This is a genomic window from Rhizobium sp. SSA_523, from assembly GCF_030435705.1.
In the GTDB taxonomy this organism is placed as follows: Bacteria; Pseudomonadota; Alphaproteobacteria; order Rhizobiales; family Rhizobiaceae; genus Neorhizobium.
Genome location: NZ_CP129381.1, coordinates 613,695 through 634,291, shown reverse-complemented (window position 1 = coordinate 634,291; position 20,597 = coordinate 613,695). Strand labels below are relative to the sequence as shown.

The window sequence follows — 20,597 nt, the reverse complement described above, 5'->3', positions numbered from 1 at the left end:
TGGAGTGAGATGGTTGCTAGTGGTTCTGGTGGTTGCGACATTTGCTCGTGGGGGTGCCGCGACCGGATGCAAATGTCGCAATCGAACCACTGGCCTCCTCCTTGCCGCCGGGCAAAGCCGCGAACCACTCGGCATAAGGGCTGTTGCGGACCAGATGCCGGTTGTAGTCCGGCGAACCATCCTCCCACCATACGGGCCCGCGTTCTCCCAGCGACACCTTGGCCGCATCGACCCGCCGGCGGGCAGCGGCCAAGAGATCGCGCGCCTTTGCCACGTCCGCTTCGGCGCCACTCCTGATTTTTTGCTTTGCATCGCGGACGGCCCGGCGGGCAGACATGAGCTCTTTTACAAGGCGCTCCACTGTCGGCTGATCGAGCCGAGGATCGCTCTTGCGCCAGAGACGGGATTTGACGACGAAATAGCGTCCATCGGGCGTCACGGGATAGGTCTTGGCCAAGCGGCGCCTCACAAAAGCGTTCGTTGAGCAGGTTCGGGAGGCGAGGGGGCGTCACCCGGCGCCCTGCGCGACAGTTCCGTCTGTGCGCTGAAGCGGATGTCGGCATCGCGATCCTGCGCTGCCTCCTGCAGCGCCTGCAGGCTTAGCCGGTCCCAAGCCTTTCCACGATCCGGCCCCGCTGGGACACGGGGGAGAAGGCCGGGTTCGCGGCTCCAGGCGAGAAGCTGTTCAAGCGAGGCGGCGTTCAGCAGATCGCGCAGATGATGTGCCGTGACATAGGCGTCGGGCATGGCCCTATGCGCAGGCAGCCCGATCTCGTGGACGAGGCCCTCCGGCATGCGTTGATAGCGGAGCATCTGGTTGGAGAAACGGGGCAGGTCCGGCCATACGCGCAGGGCCGACTTCCAGGTGCATATCCAGTCGGTTCCGCCGGTCAGGCGCGGCGTGCAATAGCGCTGCTCAAAGGCGGCGCGGTGCGCGGCCAGCGCGTCCAGCCGGCCCGGCGGGCGCAATATGCCGCCCCCGACTTCCTTCCAGAAGGGCGCGTCCGCCACATGTGAATCCAGGATGTGATGCACGGCAATCGTATCGGTGGACATCGGCCGGCCCGGATTGACGAGCAGCGCGCCGCGCTCGTCATTCACATGCCATTTCCCATCCTCGCCCTGGACGACATCCTGCCAGCCGATCTCGCAGACATCATTGGCGCCATTGCCGCCTGTTTCAAGATCGATGACGCGTATCCTGGGTCGTGACATGTCGATGATAGCAGCCTGTTGATGGTGATCCTCTCGCCGTCAATCCAGAGCGAGCGCTTGTGGTTCCGCCGGATTGTCACGAGGAACGGGGATGGCGGTCAAGCGGCAGGAGGCACGGGCTTCGCTGTCAACCCGACGATATTTATCGTGCCACCTTGCCATTCTTGACAAAGAGTCTGCTGCGCACCGAAACCAGCGCGCCCGGAGCGCGTTTGAACTATGTCAACGCCAACAGCAGAGGACATGCATCATGGCCGACGATAGCACGACCACCGTCCGCGCAACCTTCGAGACCCGCGAGGCTGCGGATCTTGCAGTTGAACATCTGGTCCAGCAGCACGGGATTTCCCGCCCGGACATCTTCATCCAGTCTACATCTTCAGCCAATACCTCCGGCGCCGCACCATCCGGCGGCGATGCGAACCACGAGCATGGTGCGCGAACCGATGCCCCGCTGAATGGCGAGATCGAAGTCTCCGCCGATATTGCGGCCCATCAGTTGCCCGCCGTCCAGCGAAGCCTTGGCGAGGCAGGCGCCATCCGGGTGTCGGGGCGCTGACGAGGCCCGGCGGTAGCCGCGCATTTTCATCCTGTGAGGAGCAGCGCAGCCATGGCTGACAATCTTTCCACCTATCGATCCAAGCGGGACTTCAAAATAACCAAGGAGCCGGCCGGGGATACCGATATCAAGCCGTCCAACCGGCTCCGTTTCGTCATTCAGAAACACGATGCCACCCGGCTGCATTACGATCTGCGCCTGGAACTCGATGGGGTGTTCAAATCCTGGGCGGTGACCAAGGGGCCTTCGCTTGATCCGCATGACAAACGGCTTGCCGTGGAGGTCGAGGACCATCCGCTGGATTACGGCGATTTCGAAGGCACGATACCCAAGGGTCAGTATGGCGGCGGAACCGTGATGCTCTGGGATCGCGGCTATTGGGAGCCGGAAGGCCGGAAATCGCCGCAGGAGGCGTTGGCGAAAGGCGATTTCAAGTTCACCCTGACGGGCGATCGGCTGCAGGGCAGCTTCGTCCTGGTGCGCATGCGCAATGATCGCGATGGTGGCAAGCGGACGAACTGGCTGCTGATCAAGCATCACGACGATTATTCGGTAGAAGAGAATGGCGCGGCGATCCTGGAAGAGAACGCCACCTCGGTTGCTTCGGGTCGCACCATGGAGGCCATTGCATCCGGCAAGGGCAAGAAGCCGAAGCCCTTCATGCTGCAAAGCGGCACAGTTGCGGCAGATGCTGTCTGGGACAGCAGTCAGGGCCTCGCTGCCGAAGAACGGGAGGAGATGGAGGATAAGGACGAGAGGGACGGGAGCAAAGAGAGCGGCGGAAGCGGGGAGGCGAAGAAGGCAAATGCCCGGGCGAAAAAGGCCAAGCCGGCTGCTCGCAAGGCAAAGGGCGCCAAAGGCCCGGCTGCCGCCATGCCCGATTTCATCGCGCCGCAATTGTGCCAGAGCCTTGCCCGCCCGCCGGCCGGCAAGGATTGGCTTCACGAGATCAAGTTTGACGGCTATCGCATCCAGTTGAGGGTCGAGAATGGCGAGGTGGCGCTCAAAACCCGCAAAGGCCTCGACTGGACCGCAAAATACGGCGCCATCGCTGAAGCTGCCAAGGATCTGCCGGATTGCATCATAGACGGCGAGATCTGTGCGCTCGACGATCAGGGGGCGCCCGATTTCGCAGCCCTCCAGGCCGCCATGTCGGAAGGCAAGACGGATGAGCTCGTGTATTTCGCCTTCGACCTTCTGTTCGACGGACCGGAGGATCTGCGCGATTTGCCGCTGACCGAGCGCAAGGACCGCCTGCAGGCCCTGGTGTCCGGGGCCGGCGAGGACGAAAGGCTCCGCTTCGTCGAGCATTTCGAAAGCGGCGGTGACGCGGTCCTGAAATCCGCCTGCAAGCTTTCGCTGGAAGGCATCGTATCAAAACGGATGGATGCGCCCTATCAATCGGGCAGAAGCGACAGCTGGGCCAAATCAAAATGCCGGGCAGGGCATGAGGTGGTAATCGGCGCCTATGCCAAGACCAACGGCAAATTCCGCTCTCTGCTCGTCGGCGTCTATCGCGGCAGCCACTTCGTCTATGTCGGTCGGGTCGGCACGGGCTATGGCGCTGCCACGGTGGACAAGCTTCTGCCCCGGCTGCGGGAGATGGAGGCCGAGAAATCGCCTTTCACCGGCATCGGCGCGCCGAAGCGATCGCCGGATATCGTCTGGCTGAAACCGGAACTCGTCGCCGAAATCGAATTTGCGGGATGGACCACTGACGGCCAGGTGCGCCAGGCGGCCTTCAAGGGCTTGCGGGATGATAAGCCGGCACGCGAAGTGGAGGCCGAGACGCCGGCTGCACCCGAGACGACCGAATTGCCGGAACCGGAAAAGGCGAAAGGCCCCTCGAGCAAAGCCCCGTCGGGCAAAGACCCTGCGGGCAAAGCCCCTCCAAGCAAAGCCCCTGCGGGCAAAGCACGTCGCGGCGGCAAGGAGCCGGTAATGGGCGTGATGATCTCCAGCCCGGACAAGGCGCTCTGGCCGGATGCCGGTGATGACCAGCCGGTCAGCAAGCTTGATCTGGCGCGCTATTACGAGGCTGTCGGATCCTGGATGATCGAGCATATTCGCGGTCGCCCCTGCTCCATCATCCGGGCGCCGGATGGCATCGGCGGCGAACAGTTCTTCCAGCGACATGCCATGCCCGGTACGTCGAACCTGCTGGAACTGGTGACGGTCTTCGGTGACAAGAAGCCCTATCTGCAGATCGACCGGGTCGAAGGCCTTGCGGCCATAGCTCAGATCGGCGGCGTCGAGCTTCATCCCTGGAACTGCGCACCGGGCCAGCCGGACGTGCCGGGACGCCTCGTCTTCGACCTGGATCCCGGGCCGGATGTGCCGTTTGAGACAGTGATCGAGGCCGCCCGCGAGATTCGCGATCGGCTGGAAGACCTCGGACTGGTCAGCTTCTGCAAGACGACAGGCGGCAAGGGCCTGCATGTCGTTACGCCGCTGACGGCTTCGAAAGGCAAGCCGCTGAATTGGGATGAGGCCAAGGCTTTCGCTCATGATGTGTGCCAGGAGATGGCGCGCGATCAGCCGGATCTCTATCTGATCAAGATGGCAAAGGCGCAGCGGGAAGGGCGCATTTTCCTCGATTATCTGCGCAATGACAGAATGGCGACGGCCGTCGCGCCCCTGTCGCCGCGGGCCAGGACCGGTGCGACGGTGTCGATGCCGCTCAACTGGACGCAGGTCAAAACAGGACTCGACCCCAAGCGCTTTACCATTCGGACCGTGCCGGGTCTCTTGGCGAAATCAACCGCCTGGCAGGATTATGCGGAGGGCCACCGGCCGCTCGGTCAGGCGATCAAGCGCCTTGCAAAAGCAAAGAAGAACGCTGCCTGACCATCTGGCGCAGAGACAGGAGACCTGAAGACAATAGCCGCCGCCTATTTGCCGGACCGCAATTCGGCGGCGACCGACTTTTTCAGTGCATCCATGATATTGATCACATTGCCGGCCGGGCTGGCATTGAGCTTTTTCCGGGGCGGCTTGGCGCGGCCCTTCAGTGCCTTCTTCTTCTCGTTGATGATGTCCATCAGGCGCGCCTGAACGGGATCGGCGACGAGCGCCGGCGACCAGTCCCGCGTCTGCGTTCGGATCAGTTTCTGAACCAAAGGCATCATCTCGGCATCGGCCGTCTCATCGCCGATGCCGCTGAAATAGGCCGATTCGTCGCGTACCTCATCGCCATAGCGCAGCGTCCAGAGTATGATTCCCTTGCCGCGCGGTTCCAACATGACTGCACGTTCGCGTCTCGTAATGACGAGGCGCGAGATGCCGACCATAGCCTGCGATTCCATGGCGTCGCGGATGACGGAGAACGCTTCCTGCCCGACGGGGTCGTTGGGAGAGAGATAATAAGGCGTGTCGAGCCAGATCCACTCGACCCTGTCGCGCGGCGTGAAGGTGGAAATATCGATCGTCCGGGTGCTGTCGAGCGCGATGGCATCGAGCTCGTCATCTTCGAGCATGATATAGTCATCCTCACCGCGCTGATAACCTTTGACCTCGTCGCCTTCCTTGACCGGCCGCGCCGTCACCGAATCGACATAGCGGCTCACGACACGGTTCTGGGTCGCACGGTTCAGAGTATGGAAACGGACCTTCTCGCTTTCCGACGTCGCCGGCATCATCTGCACCGGGCAGGTCACCAGCGACAGTTTCAGATAGCCCTTCCAATAGGGACGAACGGCCATGCGCATTCCTCCTGTCAGCTCGCCCGGCGAGCAGGTGATGCAGGTTTAGCCCTTGCCGCACCCGTTGACGACGTCGCGGCGCCTCTGGCCGATGCCGCCCGATTGGCCGCTGCCGGCACGCGCTTTGCCCGGCCGGGTTTCGCCATGCCCGCGCTTTCCCGCAGAGCCTGAAGCAGATCATTGGGCTTCGCAGCGCTCGGCGTCTTCTTCTTCGGCAGAGCGCGACCCTCGATCTTTGCCTTCACCAGTTCGGCAACGGCGGCCTCGTAACGATCGTCGACGGCCGAGGCGTCGAAATCGCCCTTCTTCGTCGCGATGATATGCTCCGCCAGTTCCAGCATCTCCCCCTCGATCTTCAGATCCGGAAGTTCTTCAAAGGCTTTGACGGAGGAGCGCACCTCATAGTCGAAATTCAGCGTGGAGGCGATGAGACCTTTTCCATGGGGGCGGATCAGCACCGTGCGCATGCGGCGGAATAGGACCGTGCGGGCGATGGCCGCGACCTTCTCCCGTTTCATGCCATCGCGCAACAGCACGAAAGCCTCCATGCCCAGACGGTCGGGAGCGAGGTAATAGGGTTTGTCGAAAAAGGTCGTATCCACCTGGTCGCAGGGGATGAAGGCCTCGATCGTCAGCGTCTTGTCGCTGCCGGGTATGGCCGCGGCAACCTCCTCCTGCTCGAGTATGACGTAATATCCATTGTCGATCTCGTAGCCCTTGACCTGCGCTTCGCGTTCCACCGGTTCGCCGGTCTCGCTGTCGATGAATTCCCGCCGGACGCGATTGCCCGTCTGCCGGTTGAGCGTGTTGAATGCGATGCGTTCCGAAGAGGACGCGGCGGTATAGAGTGCCACCGGACAGGACACTTCGCCGAACTTGATGAAGCCTTTCCAATTTGCTCTGGGTGAGACCATGGCACTCGAACTCCTGACGCAACCGATGCGATTCAACCGAATCAGCGGGCGAATCGTTCCGATTCGAAATGAATCCATTTTCAATGACTTAGCCGAATGGGCCTGCACGCTGTGCGAGTCTTGTCGAAGCCATTGAAAGCCTGCATCTTTTGGCTGGCGCCCGCGTTTGTGTCGCAGAAAAGACCGTAAGGGAGATGGCGCGTGAAGCTTGCCAGCTACAATGTCAATGGCATCAATGGGCGTCTTGACGTTCTGCTGGCCTGGTTGGCTCAGGCGCGTCCGGATGTGGTTTGCCTGCAGGAACTGAAGGCACCGGATGCCAAATTTCCCCGGCGCGAGCTGGAAAAGGCCGGCTATGGCGCGATTTGGCATGGTCAGAAATCCTGGAACGGCGTGGCGATCCTGGCGCGCGACGAGCAACCGCTGGAGACCTGCCGCGGTCTTCCGGGTGAGATCGACGACCAGCAGAGCCGTTATCTAGAGGCCATCGTCAATGGCATCCTGATTGGCTGCCTTTACGTGCCCAATGGCAACCCGACGCCCGGCCCGAAATTCGATTACAAGCTGCGCTGGTTCGAGCGGCTCAGCCACTATGCCCAGGATCTTCTCGATCTCGAGGCTCCCGTGGCGCTGATCGGCGATTTCAACGTGATGCCGACAGACCTCGATGTCTACAAGCCGGAGCGCTGGCAGGACGACGCCTTGTTCCGGCCGGAGGTCAGGGCGGCATATCGCAATCTCGTCAACCAGGGATGGACGGATGCGATCCGTTATCTTCACCCGGATGAGCGGATCTATACCTTCTGGCCCTATTTCCGGAACGCCTTCGCCAGGGATGCCGGCCTGCGCATCGATCATTTCCTTCTCAGTCCGGCCCTTGCACCGGCGCTTGCGCGGACCGGCGTCGATCGCTTCGCCAGAGCCCTTGACCATACGAGCGATCACGCGCCGGTCTGGATCGAGATCCGATAGATCCGGGTTGAACCTGACGCGGCGTAAGCGGCGGCTCAAAGCCTCATCCAATCGCGGCAAGCCACTGCAGGGGCTTTAGGTTCGCTCAAGTTCCATAATGTGTCTTACGCGGCAAACGAGCTGGAACCGGTACAGCAACCAGCGCCATTGCTGCGCAGGCGAGAAGTCTCCCCTGCGCAGCAATGGATGATCGCGCGGCAGTCGGCCGCTTAGCGCTGAGCGCGTGCCAGAATGTCTTCGGCATCCTGAACGAACTGGCCGGCGGCATCATCGGCGGACAGGTTGCCGAGCACGACCTCCGTTCCGGTGCGCATGAAGGAATCGCGCACTTCTCCGGCGCCTTTCGGCTTGGGCTTCGGGGTCGGGCCGATCTTGCCTTGAATGCCGGCGAAATAGGAAACGACATTCTTCTCCACATCCGACAGAACCGGAGCCAGAGCATCGCGTCCCGTGGCGCTGGGCGGAATGCCGCGATCGACCCCCAGGATGCGGATCGCCTCCGGATCGGTGATCCAGCTATTGATATAGGCAATTGCCGCGTCCGGGTTCTTCACGTCGCGGCTGAGCGACAGGAACATGGACGGCATGACGAAGTGACCGAAGCCGAGTCCCGGCCGTTGCGGAACCATGGCGGCGCCGACGGGATCCTTGATCAGTGACTGGACCGCGGGGATCTGGTTGGCGTAGCGGAAGGTCATTGCTGCCGTTCCCTTGACGATGCCCAGGTCGTTCATTCCCTTGTCCAGCACCACCGTCGCATTCTTGTCCTCCACGACGCCCGCATCGCGCAGCTCGCTCCAGAACTGCCAATAGCTTCGAATGTCTTCCGCCGTCAGGCCGAGCGTGCCATCCTCCTGATAGAGATCATGGCCTGCCGCCCTCACCCAGACTTCGAAGTTCTCGATATAGAGCGAGAGGTCCTCGGAGCCCCTCACCTGTCCCTTCGACGTCTCCGTAATCGTGGCGCAGACCTTTTTGAAATCCTCGGTCGTCCATGCCAAGGGATCGAAGGCGATGCCGGCCTCTTCGAAGACGCGCATATTATAGGGAATGGCCTGGCTGGTAGAGCCGATATTGACGCCATATACCTTCCCGTCGATCGTGCTGACGGCATTGGCCCTCTCGTCATAATGATCGAGCTTCAGCCCCTTGCCGATGTGCGGATCGAGCGGCTGCAGCGCCTGGCGCGACACATATTCATGGATGTAGCCGTGGTCCATCTGAACCACATCGGCCATATTCCCGCCGGCGGCCTGTGTTGCCATCTTGGTCCAGTAGTCGCCCCAGCCGATGGATTCGCCGCTGACGGTGATCGTGGGATGGGATTTCTGGAAAAGCGCGATGAAGTCAAATGTCCGCTTGTCGCGCGCCGGATTTCCCCACCAGAAATGCCGAATGCTGCTGGCCTGCGCCAGAGCATTGCCGAGCGGCGCCATGGCCAGTCCGGCCCCCGCCGCCATTCCTCCCAAAACCTGCCTGCGTGTGATAGCCATTGTCTCTCCTCCAGAGTGCTCGGCGGCTCGTGCCTGGCGACAGCAGTGCCAGACCTACCTTCAATCTTTGCGAAACTCGATATTGATTTTTTCGGAATGCTGTTTCATTTTGATGAAGACAATCATATTCCGTATTGAAGGTCAACGACGCTACCAACCAAAATGAGCCAAAATCAGTGGGCCAAAGCCAGTGAGCCAGAACCAGGGAGTATGTGAAGGAGATCAGCGCAACCTGACCTTGCCCCCTCGGCGCCTTGTCGCCTAGGTTTCGGCTCAAGCTTCCCGCGTCGGTAAAAGCGACCGGCGCCTGACGTCCTGTTCCTCCAATTGCGAGACCATGCATGCCTGTTCTGTTGATCTACGGCGATTCCAACACTCATGGGTCCTCCCCCACGCTTCCCGATCGCAGCAATTATCGCTACGGACCCGATATTCGCTGGCCGTCTCGCCTTCAGAAGGCTCTGGGATCGCAGTGGCGGGTCATCGATGAGGGTCTTCCGGGCCGAACGACGGTCTTCGACAACCCGCTGACGGGGCCGCACAAAAACGGCATGACCGTCCTTCCCGCCATCCTCGAAACGCATGCGCCGCTGGACGTCGTCGCCGTGATGCTCGGTACCAATGATCTGAAGGCGCGTCTGAACCTGCCGCCGATCGATATTGCCGACGGCCTGCGCCAGATCCTGCTGAAGATCCGGCAGGCGGCGTGTGGACCGCAAGGCCGGGCTCCGCATCTTCTCGTCATAGCGCCCGTCCCCGTCATCGAAGTGCCGCCATTTGGCGAATCGATCGCCGGCGCGGCGGCCAAGTCGGCCCGTCTCGCCGAGCTCTTCGCCAAGGTCGCGGCCGAAATCGGCGCCAGCTTCTTCGACGCCGGCAGCGTCGCAGAAGTCTCTCCGATCGATGGCGTGCATCTGACCGAGACGGCGCATCACGCTCTCGCCGAGGCTCTCGTGCCGGTCATCCGTTCCCTGCCGCTTCCTCCGTCCCCCTCCATGGATGGGGCGGAGGGGACGAACGGGTGAAGGATCGTCTTCGAAATGCGCGATCGCGGCTCAGGCCGTTCGGCCCGTGCGCCGCGCCAGATAGCGCTCCAGTGACACGAAGCCATCATGCGTGAGAAGGGCGATGGCAGCCACCACCAGGCCGCCCTGCAGGACAAAAGCGATGTTATTGGCCTGCAATCCGGCGATGATCACCTCGCCGAGCGTTTTCGCGGCCACGGTCGAGCCGATCGTTGCCGTGGCCAGCGAAATGACCGCGGACAGGCGAATGCCCGCAAGGACCACCGGCAGGGCCAGCGGGAATTCCACACCGATGAGGCGCTGCCGCTCGGTCATGCCGGCACCACGGGCCGCCTCGACGACATCGTCCGGAAGATTGGTAAGGCCTGTCAGGGTGTTTTCGAATATGGGCAGGAGGCCATACAAGAAGAGCGCGATCAATGTCGGCACAGGGCCGAAGCCAAAGACCGGAACCGAGAGCGCCAGAACCGCAACCGGCGGAAATGTCTGCCCGACATTTGCGATCGAGCGGGAGAGTGGCAGAAATTCCGCGCCAAAGGGTCGCGTGACGAGAATGGCCAGTCCCACGGATACGATGGTCGCGGCCGTGGTTGCCGCAGCGACCAGAGCAAGATGGCTGAGGGTCAGCGATAGCAGGCTGGTCTGCGTGTAGATCGCTGCCGCGCCCGGCAGCGTCATCGGCGCAAAGAGCGGCGCAAACATCATCGGGCGAATGAGGAAAGCGAGCAACAGGCCAAGCAGCAGCAATCGGGCGACAAGCGACGCCTTCATGGCGATCCTTCCGCCGAGGCAAGCAGTCGTGCCCGGCTGATGCGGCCGACGACCGCTCCCTCGCGGGTTACCGGAAGCATCTCCCTCCCCGACCAGAGAGATTCGGCCAGCGCATCCTTCAAGCTGGCGCGGCTGTCGATGGGCGCACCGGACGCCTCTCCCGCCTCGATGAACCGGCCGACCTGCTGCAGCGACAGAAGCCGGAAGGCCCGGTCCTTCTCGCCCAGCAATTCCTGGACGAACTGCGTCGCCGGATGCGTCACGATCTCCGCCGGCGGCGCGTATTGCAGCAAGCGGCCCTTGTCCATCACCGCGATCCTGGTGCCGAGGTGAATGGCTTCGTCCATGTCATGGGTCACGAGGACAATGGTCGTGGCGAAATTGCGCTGGATCGTGAGAAGATCCTCCTGCGCCTTGCCGCGGATGATCGGATCCAGTGCGCCGAACGGCTCGTCCATCAGGAGAAGCGGCGGTTCGGCGGCAAGTGCCCGGGCCACGCCGATGCGCTGTTTCTGGCCGCCCGACAGCTCATGCGGCAGGCGATGGCGAAATTGCGCGGGGTTGAGGTGAAACAGCGACAGCAGCTCGTCGACGCGCTGATCGATGCGCGCCTTTGTCCAACCCATCAGCTTCGGTACCGTAGCGATATTGTCGGCGACAGAACGATGCGGAAACAGGCCATGGCCCTGGATGGCATAGCCGATCCCCCGCCGCAATTGGTATGGCGGCACGCTGCGGTGATCCTGGCCGTCGATGCGGATCACGCCGGAGGTCGGCTCCACCATGCGATTGATCATCCGCATCAGCGTCGTCTTGCCGGAACCCGATGTCCCGACAATGACCGCGATATCGCCCCGGTCGACGGTCAGGGAGACATTGTCCACCGCCGGTTCGGTTCCGAAAACCTTGCTGACCGCTTCGATCTCGATCATGTCGCATGCCCCTTCACTGAACCCCGCGCACTCATTTCTACCAGCGCGTCGAGGATGATGGCAGCCGCAAAGGCCATTCCGACGACAGGCAGCGCGCCCAGCAAGACGAGATCGGTTGCCGTCTGGCTGATACCCTGAAACACGAAGGTCCCGAGACCTCCGCCGCCGATCAGTCCCGCGATGACGGCCATTCCGATATTCTGCACCAATACGATCCGGATTCCGGTCAGGATCACGGGGAAGGCCAGCGGCACTTCGATCTGCCAGAGTCTTTGGGGGACCGTCATGCCCATGCCGCGGGCGGCATCGCGTGCATCGCGCGATACGGTCTCCAGTCCGGCGACGGTGTTTGCCACCATTGGCAGAAGAGAATAGCCGAACAAGGCGACAAACGCCGGGGCGATGCCGATGCCCGCTATGCCGATCGCATTGGCGCCCGGCACACTGCGGCCGATCCACGCCAAGGGTGCGATCAGCAGCCCGAAGAGTGCAATCGACGGGATGGTCTGCACGATATTCAGGCTGTTCAGAATGACGGCGCGCAGCCGGGGGGCTCGAAAACACAGGATGCCGAGCGGAATGCCGACGATGGCAGCAGCGCAAAGCGAGCCTCCGGCGAGCAGCAAATGGGTGCGCAATTCGCGCCAGAAGGCCGCGCGGCGGATGTCGTATTCTTTGAGAATGGAGACCGAATCCCAGATCCCCGAGGCCAGGAGGGCGGCAAGCGCCAGCAGAGCGACGGCCAAAAGGCCGATCCGCCTGCCCGGCCCTAGACGAAGCCTTGCGATGGAATCCGCAAGCGCGATGGAAAAACCGAACAGCATCAGCCAGTAGCCGCCGCCGGGCGAGACGCGCGCATAGCGGTTCGCCTCCGGCAGCAGGTTAGCCGCCGCCTGTCCGAGAAGCAGGGTCAACACAGCGATGGCCAGGCTGGCGAGAGACAGCCTGAGGGTGGTGCGGGTGGGCAGGATCAGCATCAGGCCCGCAAGAACAATGCCGGCCATCGCACCTCCGGCCTGCCACGCCGGCAAGGCATCGAACAGCAAAACGGGTTGCGCCGCGACAATCCGGTTCGCGCGCGAGAGCGCAAAGGGCTCGGCGAACAGGCCAAGCAGAATGATCGGCAGCAGGATCGCACCCAGTTTGTCGATGCGTCGGATAGGCTCTGCGGTCAGTGCCTTGTGCGTCGGATTGGCCATGGGCGGATGCTGCTTGCAATTTCCGTCTTATCGTCTACCGGAAAGCCCGGACGAAGGTCGTCCGGGCCAAACCAGAAGCGCAGGTCAAGAGCCTGTAACTCTACTTGGCAAAGCCATGCGATGCCAGGAAATCGCCGGCAACCGCATCCGCCGGCTCGCCGCCCACCTGGACGCGACCGTTCATCTCCTGCAGGGACTTCAGATCAAGCGCCTCGAAGACCGGCTTCAAGATCTCCGCGATCTGCGGATAGGCCTTCAAAACCTCCTCGCGGATGATCGGCGTGGGGAGATAGACCGGCTGAACGCCCTTGTCGTCTTCCATCACCACCAGGCCGGAGGGCGCGATGCCGCCATCCGTGCCATAAACCATGGCAGCATTCGCCCCGGAGGTCTGTTGTGCGGCTGCGGCAATGGTTGCGGCCGTATCGCCGCCGGCAAGGGTGATCAGCTGATCGGATTTGAGTTCGAACCCATAGGTTTTCTGGAAGGCTGGCAAGGCCGCGGCGGAGGTGACGAATTCCGACGAGGCTGCAAGCTTGATCTGGCCGCCACCGGCAATGTACTTGCCGAGATCGGACATGGTCTTCAGCGAATTGGCCTCGGCGATATCGGATCTGATGGCGATCGCCCAGGTGTTGTTTGCCTGGGCCGGCGTCAGCCAGACGATCTTGTTGGCGTCGTAATCGAGCTTCTTTGCCGTCTCATAGCCTTCGTCCGCCTTGTTCCAGACGGGAAGATCAGCCTTGTTGAAGAAGAACGCGGCATTGCCCGTATATTCCACATAGAGGTCGATCTGGTTCTGGGTGATCGCCTGCCGAACGATCGGCGTTGCGCCCAGCTGGATCTTGCTCTCGGTGGGAATGTCCTTGGCCTTCAACGCCTGGATGATGACGTTTCCAAGGACGCTACCTTCCGTATCCAGCTTCGACGAAACAACGACCGGATCAGCCGCCTGCGCGCCGAGCGCCGTCATGGCGGAAACCGTGGCCGCCATCAGCAGTTTTGCAAACATTTTCACGATACCCTATCCCTTCGAAATCTTCCCACGCCCAGGCGCTCAACAGTGACAATGTCCGGATTTTCACCGCCCGGATGGGCGGTCGATGTCAGCGGCATTCGACGCCGCCATCGCGGCGGTGACCTATCCCGCCACGCGTTGCACTTTAGGTGGCGCAGGAAGCCGCCGCGACAAGGGGCAGCATCATCAATGTCAACGCCAAAAGACGCCCGGACGGACCGGGGGCGAGAGGAAATGCGAGCCGGGACGCGGTTGTGGCTGTCTGACACTTGAAAGGTCATTCAGCTGCGGCAGATAAGGGTTCCAAAGAAGAACATCGCAAGGAATGGCTAATGCCGAAGCTCGTCATGAACCCGCCTGTATTTATCGGCGCCGTGGTTGTCACCGTGATCTTCCTGACGATCGGCATTCTTTTTCCCGATAATGCGGAAACTGTGTTTGCCGAAGTCCAGGCCTGGATCTTGAGCACATTCGGCTGGCTTTATTTGCTGGCGGTGGCGATCTTCATATTTTCGGTCCTGTTTCTCGCGACAAGCCAGTACGGAAATCTCAAGCTGGGACCGGAGGATTCGCTGCCGGATTTCCAGTATCTGTCCTGGATCGCCATGCTGTTTGCCGCCGGCATGGGCATAGGTCTCATGTATTTTTCCGTTGGCGAGCCTATCACGCATTTCGCCGCGCCCCCGGAAGCACAGCCGCTGAGCGTTGCCGCCCAGCGCCAGGCCATGAGTGTCACCTTCTTCCACTGGGGGATCCACGCCTGGGCAATCTATGCCGTCGTGGGCCTGTCGCTCGCCTATTTCGGATATCGCTATAATCTGCCTCTGACGGTGCGCTCCGGCCTCTATCCTCTGCTGAAGAACCGCATTCATGGCCCGATCGGCCATGCCGTGGATATATTTGCGATCTGCGGCACTCTGTTCGGGATCGCCACATCGCTTGGTTTCGGCGTTCTGCAGATCAATGCCGGGTTGAACTACCTGCTCGGATTGCCGAACAGTGTCACCGTCCAGCTCATCCTGATCGCCGTGATCACCATGACGGCGACTATTTCCGTCGTCACCGGTGTCGACAAGGGCATCCGGCGCCTCAGCGAGCTCAATTTGATGATCGCCGTCCTGCTGATGGTCTTCGTCCTTGCCGTCGGGCCGACCGCGCAATTGTTGCGGGACTTCGTCCAGAATATTGGTTTCTACCTCGATTCGATCGTGCTGCGGACCTTCAATATCTATGCCTATGAACCGCGGCCATGGATCGATGCCTGGACTTTGTTCTACTGGGCCTGGTGGATTTCCTGGTCGCCTTTTGTCGGCATGTTCATCGCCCGCATCTCGCGGGGCCGCACGGTGCGCGAATTCGTGACCGCGGTTCTGTTCATCCCCGCCGGCTTCACCTTTTTCTGGATGACGGTGTTCGGCAATACGGCGCTTTTCATCGATACGACGGTGGCGCAGGGAGCGCTGCACGTGGCCGTGCAGGATGATCTCTCCATCGCCCTCTTCCAGTTCTTCCAGTATCTGCCGCTGCCGACCGTCACCTCCACACTCGCCGTGCTGCTGGTGGCTGTCTTCTTCATCACCTCCTCGGACTCCGGTTCTCTGGTCGTCGATACGATCGCCGCCGGCGGCGAGACGGAAACAACGACCATCCAGCGGGTCTTCTGGTGTTCGCTCGAAGGCATTATCGCAGGGGTTCTGCTGCTGACGGGCGGACTTGCCGCCCTGCAATCGGCCACCATCGCCACCGCCCTGCCCTTCTCGTTGATCATGCTTCTTCTCGTCTGGGCGCTGTTTAAGGGCATGTCCTCGGATCTTGCCCAGAGCCGCATCAGCCTCGGCGGCAGCCAGCCGCAGGCGGCCCCCGCCGCCGGCCTGACCTGGCAGCGGCGGTTGAGCCTGATCCTGAACGCACCGACGGAAGCCGACGTGCAGCGCTTTCTGGCCGATACGGTGACGCCGGCGCTGAAGGATGTGGCGCAGGAACTGGAGCGGCGCGGACGGCGCGCCACGGTCGCCCACGATCCGCAGGAACACACCGTCAGCCTGACAGTGCCCGCCGAAGGCGTGCGGGACTTCGTCTATGGCGTACAGCCCGCCCGCTTCAGGCTGCCGGCCTTTTCCGCGCTGGAGGCCACGCGGCAGGAGCACAGGTCCGAGGCCCGCACCTATTTCAGCGACGGAAGCCGCGGATATGATGTGATGGGAATGGGACGCGACCAGATCATTGCCGATGTCCTGGTGCAGTTCGACCGCTACCTGCAAGTGGTCCAGATGCCCGAGACCTCGCTGGTGCTCGGCGCGCCGGAGCATACGCAGACCGGCAGCTGACAATTCTGCGGGCAATACGACCAGTAGTGACGAGCGCCGGCCCGCGGGAGGCCGGACGCGAAAGGCCGGGTTCAGGCGGCGGTCAGGATCCCGTAGCGGACCAGAATGTCACGGATCCGGGCGTCCTGCTCCGGGTCGGGCAGAAGCGCCGGCTGCCGGCTGGCGCCAACGCTCGGGTCCTGAAGATAGAGAGCCCGCTTGACCATGGCGGGCGCAAAACCAAGCGCGTAGAGATCGGTCCGGAAGGCGGTATAGATCGCCTGCTGGCGCTCCGCCTCGTCGATGTCGCCGCGATTATAGGCTTGGATCATGGCGGAAAGCACCTGCGGCAGGGCATTGCCAAGGCCGGAAATGCAGCCGGCAGCGCCATTTTGCAGCGACCAGAGGACAAGATGGTCGGGACCGGAATAGACGGCGAAATCCGGCACGGATCGCGCCACGCCGAGATAGGCTTCCAGTGTCTGCTGCGCCCCGCCGGAATCCTTGATACCGGCAATATTTCCGTGGGCGGCCAGCACGCGGGCGGTCTCCGGTTCGATATGGTTCTGCGTGCGGGCCGGAATGTCGTAGAGATAGACCGGGGTCTTCACGGCATCGGCAACGGTGGAAAAGTGGCGGATCAGGCCGTCCTGCGTGCAGGCGATGAAGAAGGGCGTGATGACGGCGATGCCATCGACGCCGATCCTGTCGAACGCCTTGGCGAGCTTGATGGTCTCGAAGGTGGCGGGCATGCCGGCATTGACGATGACGCTTGCCCGGCCCGCAACTTCATCAACGACATGCTCCGTCAGGTGAACCTTTTCCTCGAATGTCAGCGCGGTAAAATCGCCATTGGTTCCGGCGCACATGATGTTGTTGCCGGCCTCGACCTGGCGGCGCACCTGGGCGCGCGTGGCTTCGAAATTGATGGTCTCATCGTCATTGAAGCAGGTGACGAGGGCGACGTAGGCCTTGGCGGACATTGAGAAACTCCTTTGCAGACGAACTGTCTCTAGCTGCGGCCGAGCCGCCTTGCAGCCTGAATGTCGGGATCGGGCTCCAGGCTGGCTGCCAGAAGCGCTTGCGTGTAAGGCTCGCGCGGTCGTTCGAAGATCTCTCGTACGCCGCCCATTTCCACGATCTGCCCCTGCCGCATCACCATGACCTGATCGGCGAAATCACGCACGACCGGCAGATCATGGGCAATAAAGATGAAGGAGATTCCGGTTTCCTTGCGAAGCCGGTCCAGCAGATCGATGACCTGCGCCTGGACGGACACGTCCAGGGCCGAAACCGCCTCGTCGCAGATGATGAGCCGTGGCTCGAGCGCGAGCGCACGGGCAATGGCGATGCGCTGGCGCTGGCCGCCGGAAAACTGGTGCGGATAGCGCCGGCTATGCTCCGGGGACAGTCCAACCTGGTGCAGAAGTTCCGCGACCCGCTCCTTCCATCCTGATCTGGGCAGGATGTCCGGATGGATTGCCCAGGCCTCGGAAATGAGCTGGTAGACGGTCATGCGTGGGTTGAGCGATTGCGTCGGGTCCTGGAAGACCATCTGCAGGTCCCGCCGCAGCTTGTAGAGTTCGGCAGGCGACAAGGTGAAAAGATCCCTGCCCTGCCAATGCGCGCTGCCGCTGTCGGGCTCGTCCAGACGCAAGAGAACGCGGGCCAGTGTCGATTTGCCGGAGCCGCTTTCGCCGACGATCGCCAGGGTTTGACCGGCGGCAAGATCGAAAGACACACCTTTCAGCGCCTCGAAGGCGCCGTAGGATTTTCGCACATCGCGCACAGTGAGAAGCAGGTCGCCGCGTGGCTCGTCCTCATGCATCGCGCCCCGCCCGGGCGCGGCCGCAATCAGCCGGCGCGTATAATCGTGCTGCGGGTTCTTGTAGACATCGCGGACGCTGCCGCTTTCCACCAGGACGCCTTTTTCCATGACCACGACCCGGTCGGCGAGCTCGGCAACAACGCCGAGATCATGGGTGATGATCAGGATGCCCATGCCGATCTCCTGCTGCAGCTCTTTCAGCAGCGACAGAACCTCCGCCTGCACCGTCACATCCAGCGCTGTCGTCGGTTCGTCAGCAATCAGCAAATCCGGTTTCAGTGCCAGCGCCATGGCGATCATGACCCTCTGGCGCTGCCCGCCGGAAAACTGATGCGGATATTTCTCCATTGCCGCCTGCGGATCCGGGATGCCGACACGGCCGAGCAGGCGCAGTCCCTCTGCCTCGGCCTTTCTCGCCGGCATGCCATGGGCGGTCATTGCCTCGCAAATCTGCCAGCCGACGGTGTAGACCGGGTTGAGATGGCTGAGCGGATCCTGGAAGATCATGGCGATCCGCTTGCCGTTCACGTCCCGGCGGGCCTCGGGGCGCATGGTCAGCAGATCCTGCCCGTCGAGCAGGATTTCACCCGACGTGATCCGGCCGGGCGGCATGTCGATCAGGTTCATGATGGCCGAGGACGACACCGATTTGCCCGATCCGCTCTCGCCGAGGATGGCAAGCGTCTCGCCCCGATCAAGATGATAGGAGATATTGCGCACCGCCTTCACCACGCCGGCAGCCGTGTGGAATTCGACCGAGAGGTTGCGCACCTCCAGCAGGTGATCAGCCATTCGCGGACCCTTTCATTTCAAGCCGCCAGCGCTGTGACGGGTCCAGCGCGATCCGCAGCCAGTTGGACAGAAGGTTCAGCGACAGCGTGGTGAGAATGATGGCAAGCCCGGGCCAGAAGGATAGCCACCAGGCATTGGTAAGATACTGGCGCCCCTGCGAGATCATGAGGCCCCAGGTGATATCGGGCGGCTGGATGCCGATGCCGAGAAAGGAGAGCGCACTTTCGGCCAGCATGACGTAAGCGAAATCGAGGGTCGCGAGGGTGGTAAGGGTCGGGAAGACGATCGGCAGGATATGCCGGAAGAGAATCCGCCTGTCTGAAGCTCCCATGACGCGGGCCGCCTGGACGAACATGCGCTCTCGGATTTCCAGCACTTCCGCGCGCGTCGTGCGCAGATAGACCGGAATTCGGGTGATCGACAGAACGACCATCAGGTTCACGATGGACGAGCCGAGCAGATAGAGGACGATGACCGCGATCAGCAGCGAGGGGAAGGACATGATCACGTCGGCGAGACGCATGATGACCTGGCTGACACGCGGCGAGGCATAGCCGGCGATCAAGCCGAGGAAGGTGCCGACCAGGGCCGACATCAGGACCGCCCCGGCGGCGACCAGCAGCGTGTTCTGTGCCGCGACGATGATGCGGGCCAGAAGCGGCCGTCCCAGAGCGTCGGCGCCCAGCCACCACAGGAAGGGACGGTCGAAATTGAACGGCGGCAGGTTGCGGCCGCGCAGGTTCTGCTTCACCGCCTCCTCTGCCAGCCAGGCGGGTCCGATCAGCGCGAGCAAAATCATCAGCAGCAGGAAGGCGGCGGCGAAGAGTGCGAATTTATCGGCCAGCAGCATGCGGAAAAGACGGCGGGGAAACGAGGCTTCCTCGGCGAGAACCTCTGCCTGGTCTGCAAGACGGGGGGCGGGAATGCTCATGGGACGGCTCCCCTCAATGCCGGATGCGGGGATCGAGAAGCGCATAGGCCAGATCGATCAGCAGGTTCATGAGAAAGATCGCGATCGCCGTGACCAGGATGGCAGCCAGAACCACGTTGAAGTCTCTTTGCAAAATGGAATCGATCATCAGCTTGCCGACGCCGGGGAAGCCGAAAATGGTCTCGACGATGACCGCACCGTTCAGCAGGCTTGCCGCCTGATCGCCGATGACCGTGATGACGGGCAACATGGCATTGCGCAAGGCATGGATGAAGATGATCGGGCCGGAGCGCACGCCCTTGGCCCTTGCCGTCTTCACATAGGCAGAGGAAAGCGCGCTGATCATCGAGCCGCGCACGACCTGAACGATGATCCCGAAGGGACGCACGAACAGGACGGCGATCGGCAGGATCCAGTGCAGAACAGTGCCTGTGCCGGAGGTTGGCAGGATCGCCAGATTGACCGAAAAGACGACGATGGCCACGATGGCCAGCCAGAAATCCGGCACGGATGCGCCGATCAGCGATAGCATGGAGGAGAACCGGTCGAAGAAGCCGCCGGAGCGGAAGGCAGCGAGCGAGCCCACCACGATGGCCGCACTCGTGACCAGGCTCATGGTAATGACGGCGAGCCACAGGGTCCATATGAAGGCTTCCAGAACGACATCCAGGGCCGGGCGGGCCTTGCGATAGGATTCCCCCAGATCGCCGGTCACAACATCCGCGACATAGCGGCCGAACTGGACAATCAGGGGATCGTTCAGGCCGTGCAGTTCGCGGAACTGCTGCTTCATTTCGGCGGAGGCTTCGACGGGAAGAAACAAAGCTGCGGGATCGCCAGTCAGGCGCGACAGGAAGAACACCATCACGACCAGGCCGACCAGCGAAATGAGGCTGGCGATGGAGCGTTTTCGTATGAAACCGAGCATGGTCATCCTCCCT

General features: G+C 62.0%; 18 protein-coding genes. 5 read left to right on the top strand and 13 right to left on the bottom strand.

Features of this window, described 5'->3' with window-relative positions:
* Window positions 1-16: 16 nt before the first annotated feature.
* Both QTJ18_RS04240 and QTJ18_RS04235 read right to left on the bottom strand, forming a co-directional pair.
* Window positions 17-457 carry a hypothetical protein gene (locus QTJ18_RS04240; RefSeq protein ID WP_252753254.1) on the bottom strand — a complete coding sequence of 147 codons (441 nt, stop codon included), beginning with the start codon at window positions 455-457 and terminating at the stop codon, window positions 17-19.
* A gap of 8 nt (window positions 458-465) precedes the next feature.
* Window positions 466-1,215 carry a DNA polymerase III subunit epsilon gene (locus QTJ18_RS04235; protein WP_252753255.1) on the bottom strand — a complete coding sequence of 250 codons (750 nt, stop codon included), beginning with the start codon at window positions 1,213-1,215 and terminating at the stop codon, window positions 466-468.
* 250 nt (window positions 1,216-1,465) lie between these two features.
* Between QTJ18_RS04235 and QTJ18_RS04230 the strand changes: the two genes are divergently transcribed.
* Both QTJ18_RS04230 and ligD read left to right on the top strand, forming a co-directional pair.
* Window positions 1,466-1,774, top strand: coding sequence for a hypothetical protein (locus QTJ18_RS04230; protein ID WP_252753256.1), 309 nt, complete (start codon window positions 1,466-1,468; stop codon window positions 1,772-1,774).
* Window positions 1,775-1,825: 51 nt separating this feature from the next.
* On the top strand, window positions 1,826-4,621 hold the full coding sequence (gene ligD, locus QTJ18_RS04225) for a DNA ligase D (RefSeq protein ID WP_252753257.1): 2,796 nt from the start codon (window positions 1,826-1,828) through the stop codon (window positions 4,619-4,621).
* 44 nt (window positions 4,622-4,665) lie between these two features.
* Here ligD and ku (QTJ18_RS04220) read toward each other — a convergent pair whose 3' ends face one another.
* Together ku (QTJ18_RS04220) and ku (QTJ18_RS04215) are read right to left on the bottom strand one after the other, a co-directional pair.
* On the bottom strand, window positions 4,666-5,475 hold the full coding sequence (ku, locus tag QTJ18_RS04220) for a non-homologous end joining protein Ku (protein ID WP_252753258.1): 810 nt from the start codon (window positions 5,473-5,475) through the stop codon (window positions 4,666-4,668).
* Window positions 5,476-5,489: 14 nt separating this feature from the next.
* Window positions 5,490-6,389: a non-homologous end joining protein Ku gene (ku, locus tag QTJ18_RS04215; RefSeq protein WP_252753259.1), complete on the bottom strand. Its 900-nt coding sequence runs from the start codon at window positions 6,387-6,389 to the stop codon at window positions 5,490-5,492.
* Between the two features lie 201 nt (window positions 6,390-6,590).
* Between ku (QTJ18_RS04215) and xth the strand changes: the two genes are divergently transcribed.
* A complete protein-coding gene (xth, locus tag QTJ18_RS04210; protein ID WP_252753260.1) occupies window positions 6,591-7,361 on the top strand; it encodes an exodeoxyribonuclease III in 771 nt (256 codons plus the stop codon).
* Between the two features lie 209 nt (window positions 7,362-7,570).
* On the opposite strand, the gene QTJ18_RS04205 is transcribed toward xth, so the two are convergent.
* Window positions 7,571-8,854 (bottom strand): ABC transporter substrate-binding protein, encoded by a 1,284-nt coding sequence (locus QTJ18_RS04205; RefSeq protein ID WP_252753261.1) that lies wholly within the window; start codon window positions 8,852-8,854, stop codon window positions 7,571-7,573.
* Between the two features lie 341 nt (window positions 8,855-9,195).
* Between QTJ18_RS04205 and QTJ18_RS04200 the strand changes: the two genes are divergently transcribed.
* Window positions 9,196-9,879 (top strand): SGNH/GDSL hydrolase family protein, encoded by a 684-nt coding sequence (locus QTJ18_RS04200; protein WP_252753262.1) that lies wholly within the window; start codon window positions 9,196-9,198, stop codon window positions 9,877-9,879.
* A 30-nt stretch (window positions 9,880-9,909) separates the two neighbouring features.
* On the opposite strand, the gene QTJ18_RS04195 is transcribed toward QTJ18_RS04200, so the two are convergent.
* The 4 genes from QTJ18_RS04195 to osmF form a co-directional block, all read right to left on the bottom strand.
* A complete protein-coding gene (locus QTJ18_RS04195) occupies window positions 9,910-10,650 on the bottom strand; it encodes an ABC transporter permease (RefSeq protein WP_252753263.1) in 741 nt (246 codons plus the stop codon).
* Complete coding sequence (locus tag QTJ18_RS04190; RefSeq protein ID WP_252753264.1) at window positions 10,647-11,582, bottom strand: ABC transporter ATP-binding protein; 936 nt, start codon at window positions 11,580-11,582, stop codon at window positions 10,647-10,649. The genes QTJ18_RS04195 and QTJ18_RS04190 overlap by 4 nt, the downstream gene beginning before the upstream one ends.
* Window positions 11,579-12,781, bottom strand: coding sequence for an ABC transporter permease (locus QTJ18_RS04185; protein ID WP_252753265.1), 1,203 nt, complete (start codon window positions 12,779-12,781; stop codon window positions 11,579-11,581). Before QTJ18_RS04185 ends, QTJ18_RS04190 begins: the two co-directional genes overlap by 4 nt.
* 100 nt (window positions 12,782-12,881) lie before the next feature.
* Window positions 12,882-13,793, bottom strand: coding sequence for a glycine betaine ABC transporter substrate-binding protein OsmF (gene osmF, locus QTJ18_RS04180; protein WP_489667218.1), 912 nt, complete (start codon window positions 13,791-13,793; stop codon window positions 12,882-12,884).
* Window positions 13,794-14,131: 338 nt separating this feature from the next.
* Here osmF and QTJ18_RS04175 point away from each other — a divergent pair, with 338 nt between their 5' ends.
* The gene (locus QTJ18_RS04175) at window positions 14,132-16,126 is read left to right on the top strand and encodes a BCCT family transporter (RefSeq protein WP_252753266.1); all 1,995 of its coding nucleotides are present in this window, start codon (window positions 14,132-14,134) and stop codon (window positions 16,124-16,126) included.
* 71 nt (window positions 16,127-16,197) lie between these two features.
* Here QTJ18_RS04175 and QTJ18_RS04170 read toward each other — a convergent pair whose 3' ends face one another.
* From QTJ18_RS04170 to QTJ18_RS04155, 4 genes are read right to left on the bottom strand one after another with little or no spacing between them, the layout of a single operon-like run.
* Entirely contained in the window at window positions 16,198-17,088 is an 891-nt protein-coding gene (locus QTJ18_RS04170) for a dihydrodipicolinate synthase family protein (protein ID WP_252753267.1), read from the bottom strand.
* A 29-nt stretch (window positions 17,089-17,117) separates the two neighbouring features.
* Window positions 17,118-18,725, bottom strand: a complete 1,608-nt coding sequence (locus tag QTJ18_RS04165) for an ABC transporter ATP-binding protein (protein ID WP_252753268.1) — start codon at window positions 18,723-18,725, stop codon at window positions 17,118-17,120.
* Window positions 18,718-19,656 carry an ABC transporter permease gene (locus QTJ18_RS04160; RefSeq protein WP_252753269.1) on the bottom strand — a complete coding sequence of 313 codons (939 nt, stop codon included), beginning with the start codon at window positions 19,654-19,656 and terminating at the stop codon, window positions 18,718-18,720. Before QTJ18_RS04160 ends, QTJ18_RS04165 begins: the two co-directional genes overlap by 8 nt.
* 13 nt (window positions 19,657-19,669) lie before the next feature.
* Window positions 19,670-20,584, bottom strand: a complete 915-nt coding sequence (locus tag QTJ18_RS04155; RefSeq protein WP_252753270.1) for an ABC transporter permease — start codon at window positions 20,582-20,584, stop codon at window positions 19,670-19,672.
* Window positions 20,585-20,597 lie beyond the last annotated feature (13 nt).

What these genes read in the sequence shown, in the direction of transcription:
- ligD (WP_252753257.1), top strand. Translation starts at nt 1,826, where the DNA reads ATGGCTGACAATCTTTCCACCTATCGATCCAAGCGGGACTTCAAAATA.
- ku (WP_252753259.1), bottom strand. Translation starts at nt 6,389, where the DNA reads ATGGTCTCACCCAGAGCAAATTGGAAAGGCTTCATCAAGTTCGGCGAA.
- QTJ18_RS04205 (WP_252753261.1), bottom strand. Translation starts at nt 8,854, where the DNA reads ATGGCTATCACACGCAGGCAGGTTTTGGGAGGAATGGCGGCGGGGGCC.
- QTJ18_RS04155 (WP_252753270.1), bottom strand. Translation starts at nt 20,584, where the DNA reads ATGCTCGGTTTCATACGAAAACGCTCCATCGCCAGCCTCATTTCGCTG.
- QTJ18_RS04185 (WP_252753265.1), bottom strand. Translation starts at nt 12,781, where the DNA reads ATGGCCAATCCGACGCACAAGGCACTGACCGCAGAGCCTATCCGACGC.
- QTJ18_RS04235 (WP_252753255.1), bottom strand. Translation starts at nt 1,215, where the DNA reads ATGTCACGACCCAGGATACGCGTCATCGATCTTGAAACAGGCGGCAAT.
- QTJ18_RS04165 (WP_252753268.1), bottom strand. Translation starts at nt 18,725, where the DNA reads ATGGCTGATCACCTGCTGGAGGTGCGCAACCTCTCGGTCGAATTCCAC.
- QTJ18_RS04230 (WP_252753256.1), top strand. Translation starts at nt 1,466, where the DNA reads ATGGCCGACGATAGCACGACCACCGTCCGCGCAACCTTCGAGACCCGC.
- osmF (WP_489667218.1), bottom strand. Translation starts at nt 13,793, where the DNA reads ATGTTTGCAAAACTGCTGATGGCGGCCACGGTTTCCGCCATGACGGCG.
- QTJ18_RS04195 (WP_252753263.1), bottom strand. Translation starts at nt 10,650, where the DNA reads ATGAAGGCGTCGCTTGTCGCCCGATTGCTGCTGCTTGGCCTGTTGCTC.
- QTJ18_RS04190 (WP_252753264.1), bottom strand. Translation starts at nt 11,582, where the DNA reads ATGATCGAGATCGAAGCGGTCAGCAAGGTTTTCGGAACCGAACCGGCG.
- QTJ18_RS04160 (WP_252753269.1), bottom strand. Translation starts at nt 19,656, where the DNA reads ATGAGCATTCCCGCCCCCCGTCTTGCAGACCAGGCAGAGGTTCTCGCC.
- QTJ18_RS04170 (WP_252753267.1), bottom strand. Translation starts at nt 17,088, where the DNA reads ATGTCCGCCAAGGCCTACGTCGCCCTCGTCACCTGCTTCAATGACGAT.
- QTJ18_RS04175 (WP_252753266.1), top strand. Translation starts at nt 14,132, where the DNA reads ATGCCGAAGCTCGTCATGAACCCGCCTGTATTTATCGGCGCCGTGGTT.
- QTJ18_RS04200 (WP_252753262.1), top strand. Translation starts at nt 9,196, where the DNA reads ATGCCTGTTCTGTTGATCTACGGCGATTCCAACACTCATGGGTCCTCC.
- ku (WP_252753258.1), bottom strand. Translation starts at nt 5,475, where the DNA reads ATGGCCGTTCGTCCCTATTGGAAGGGCTATCTGAAACTGTCGCTGGTG.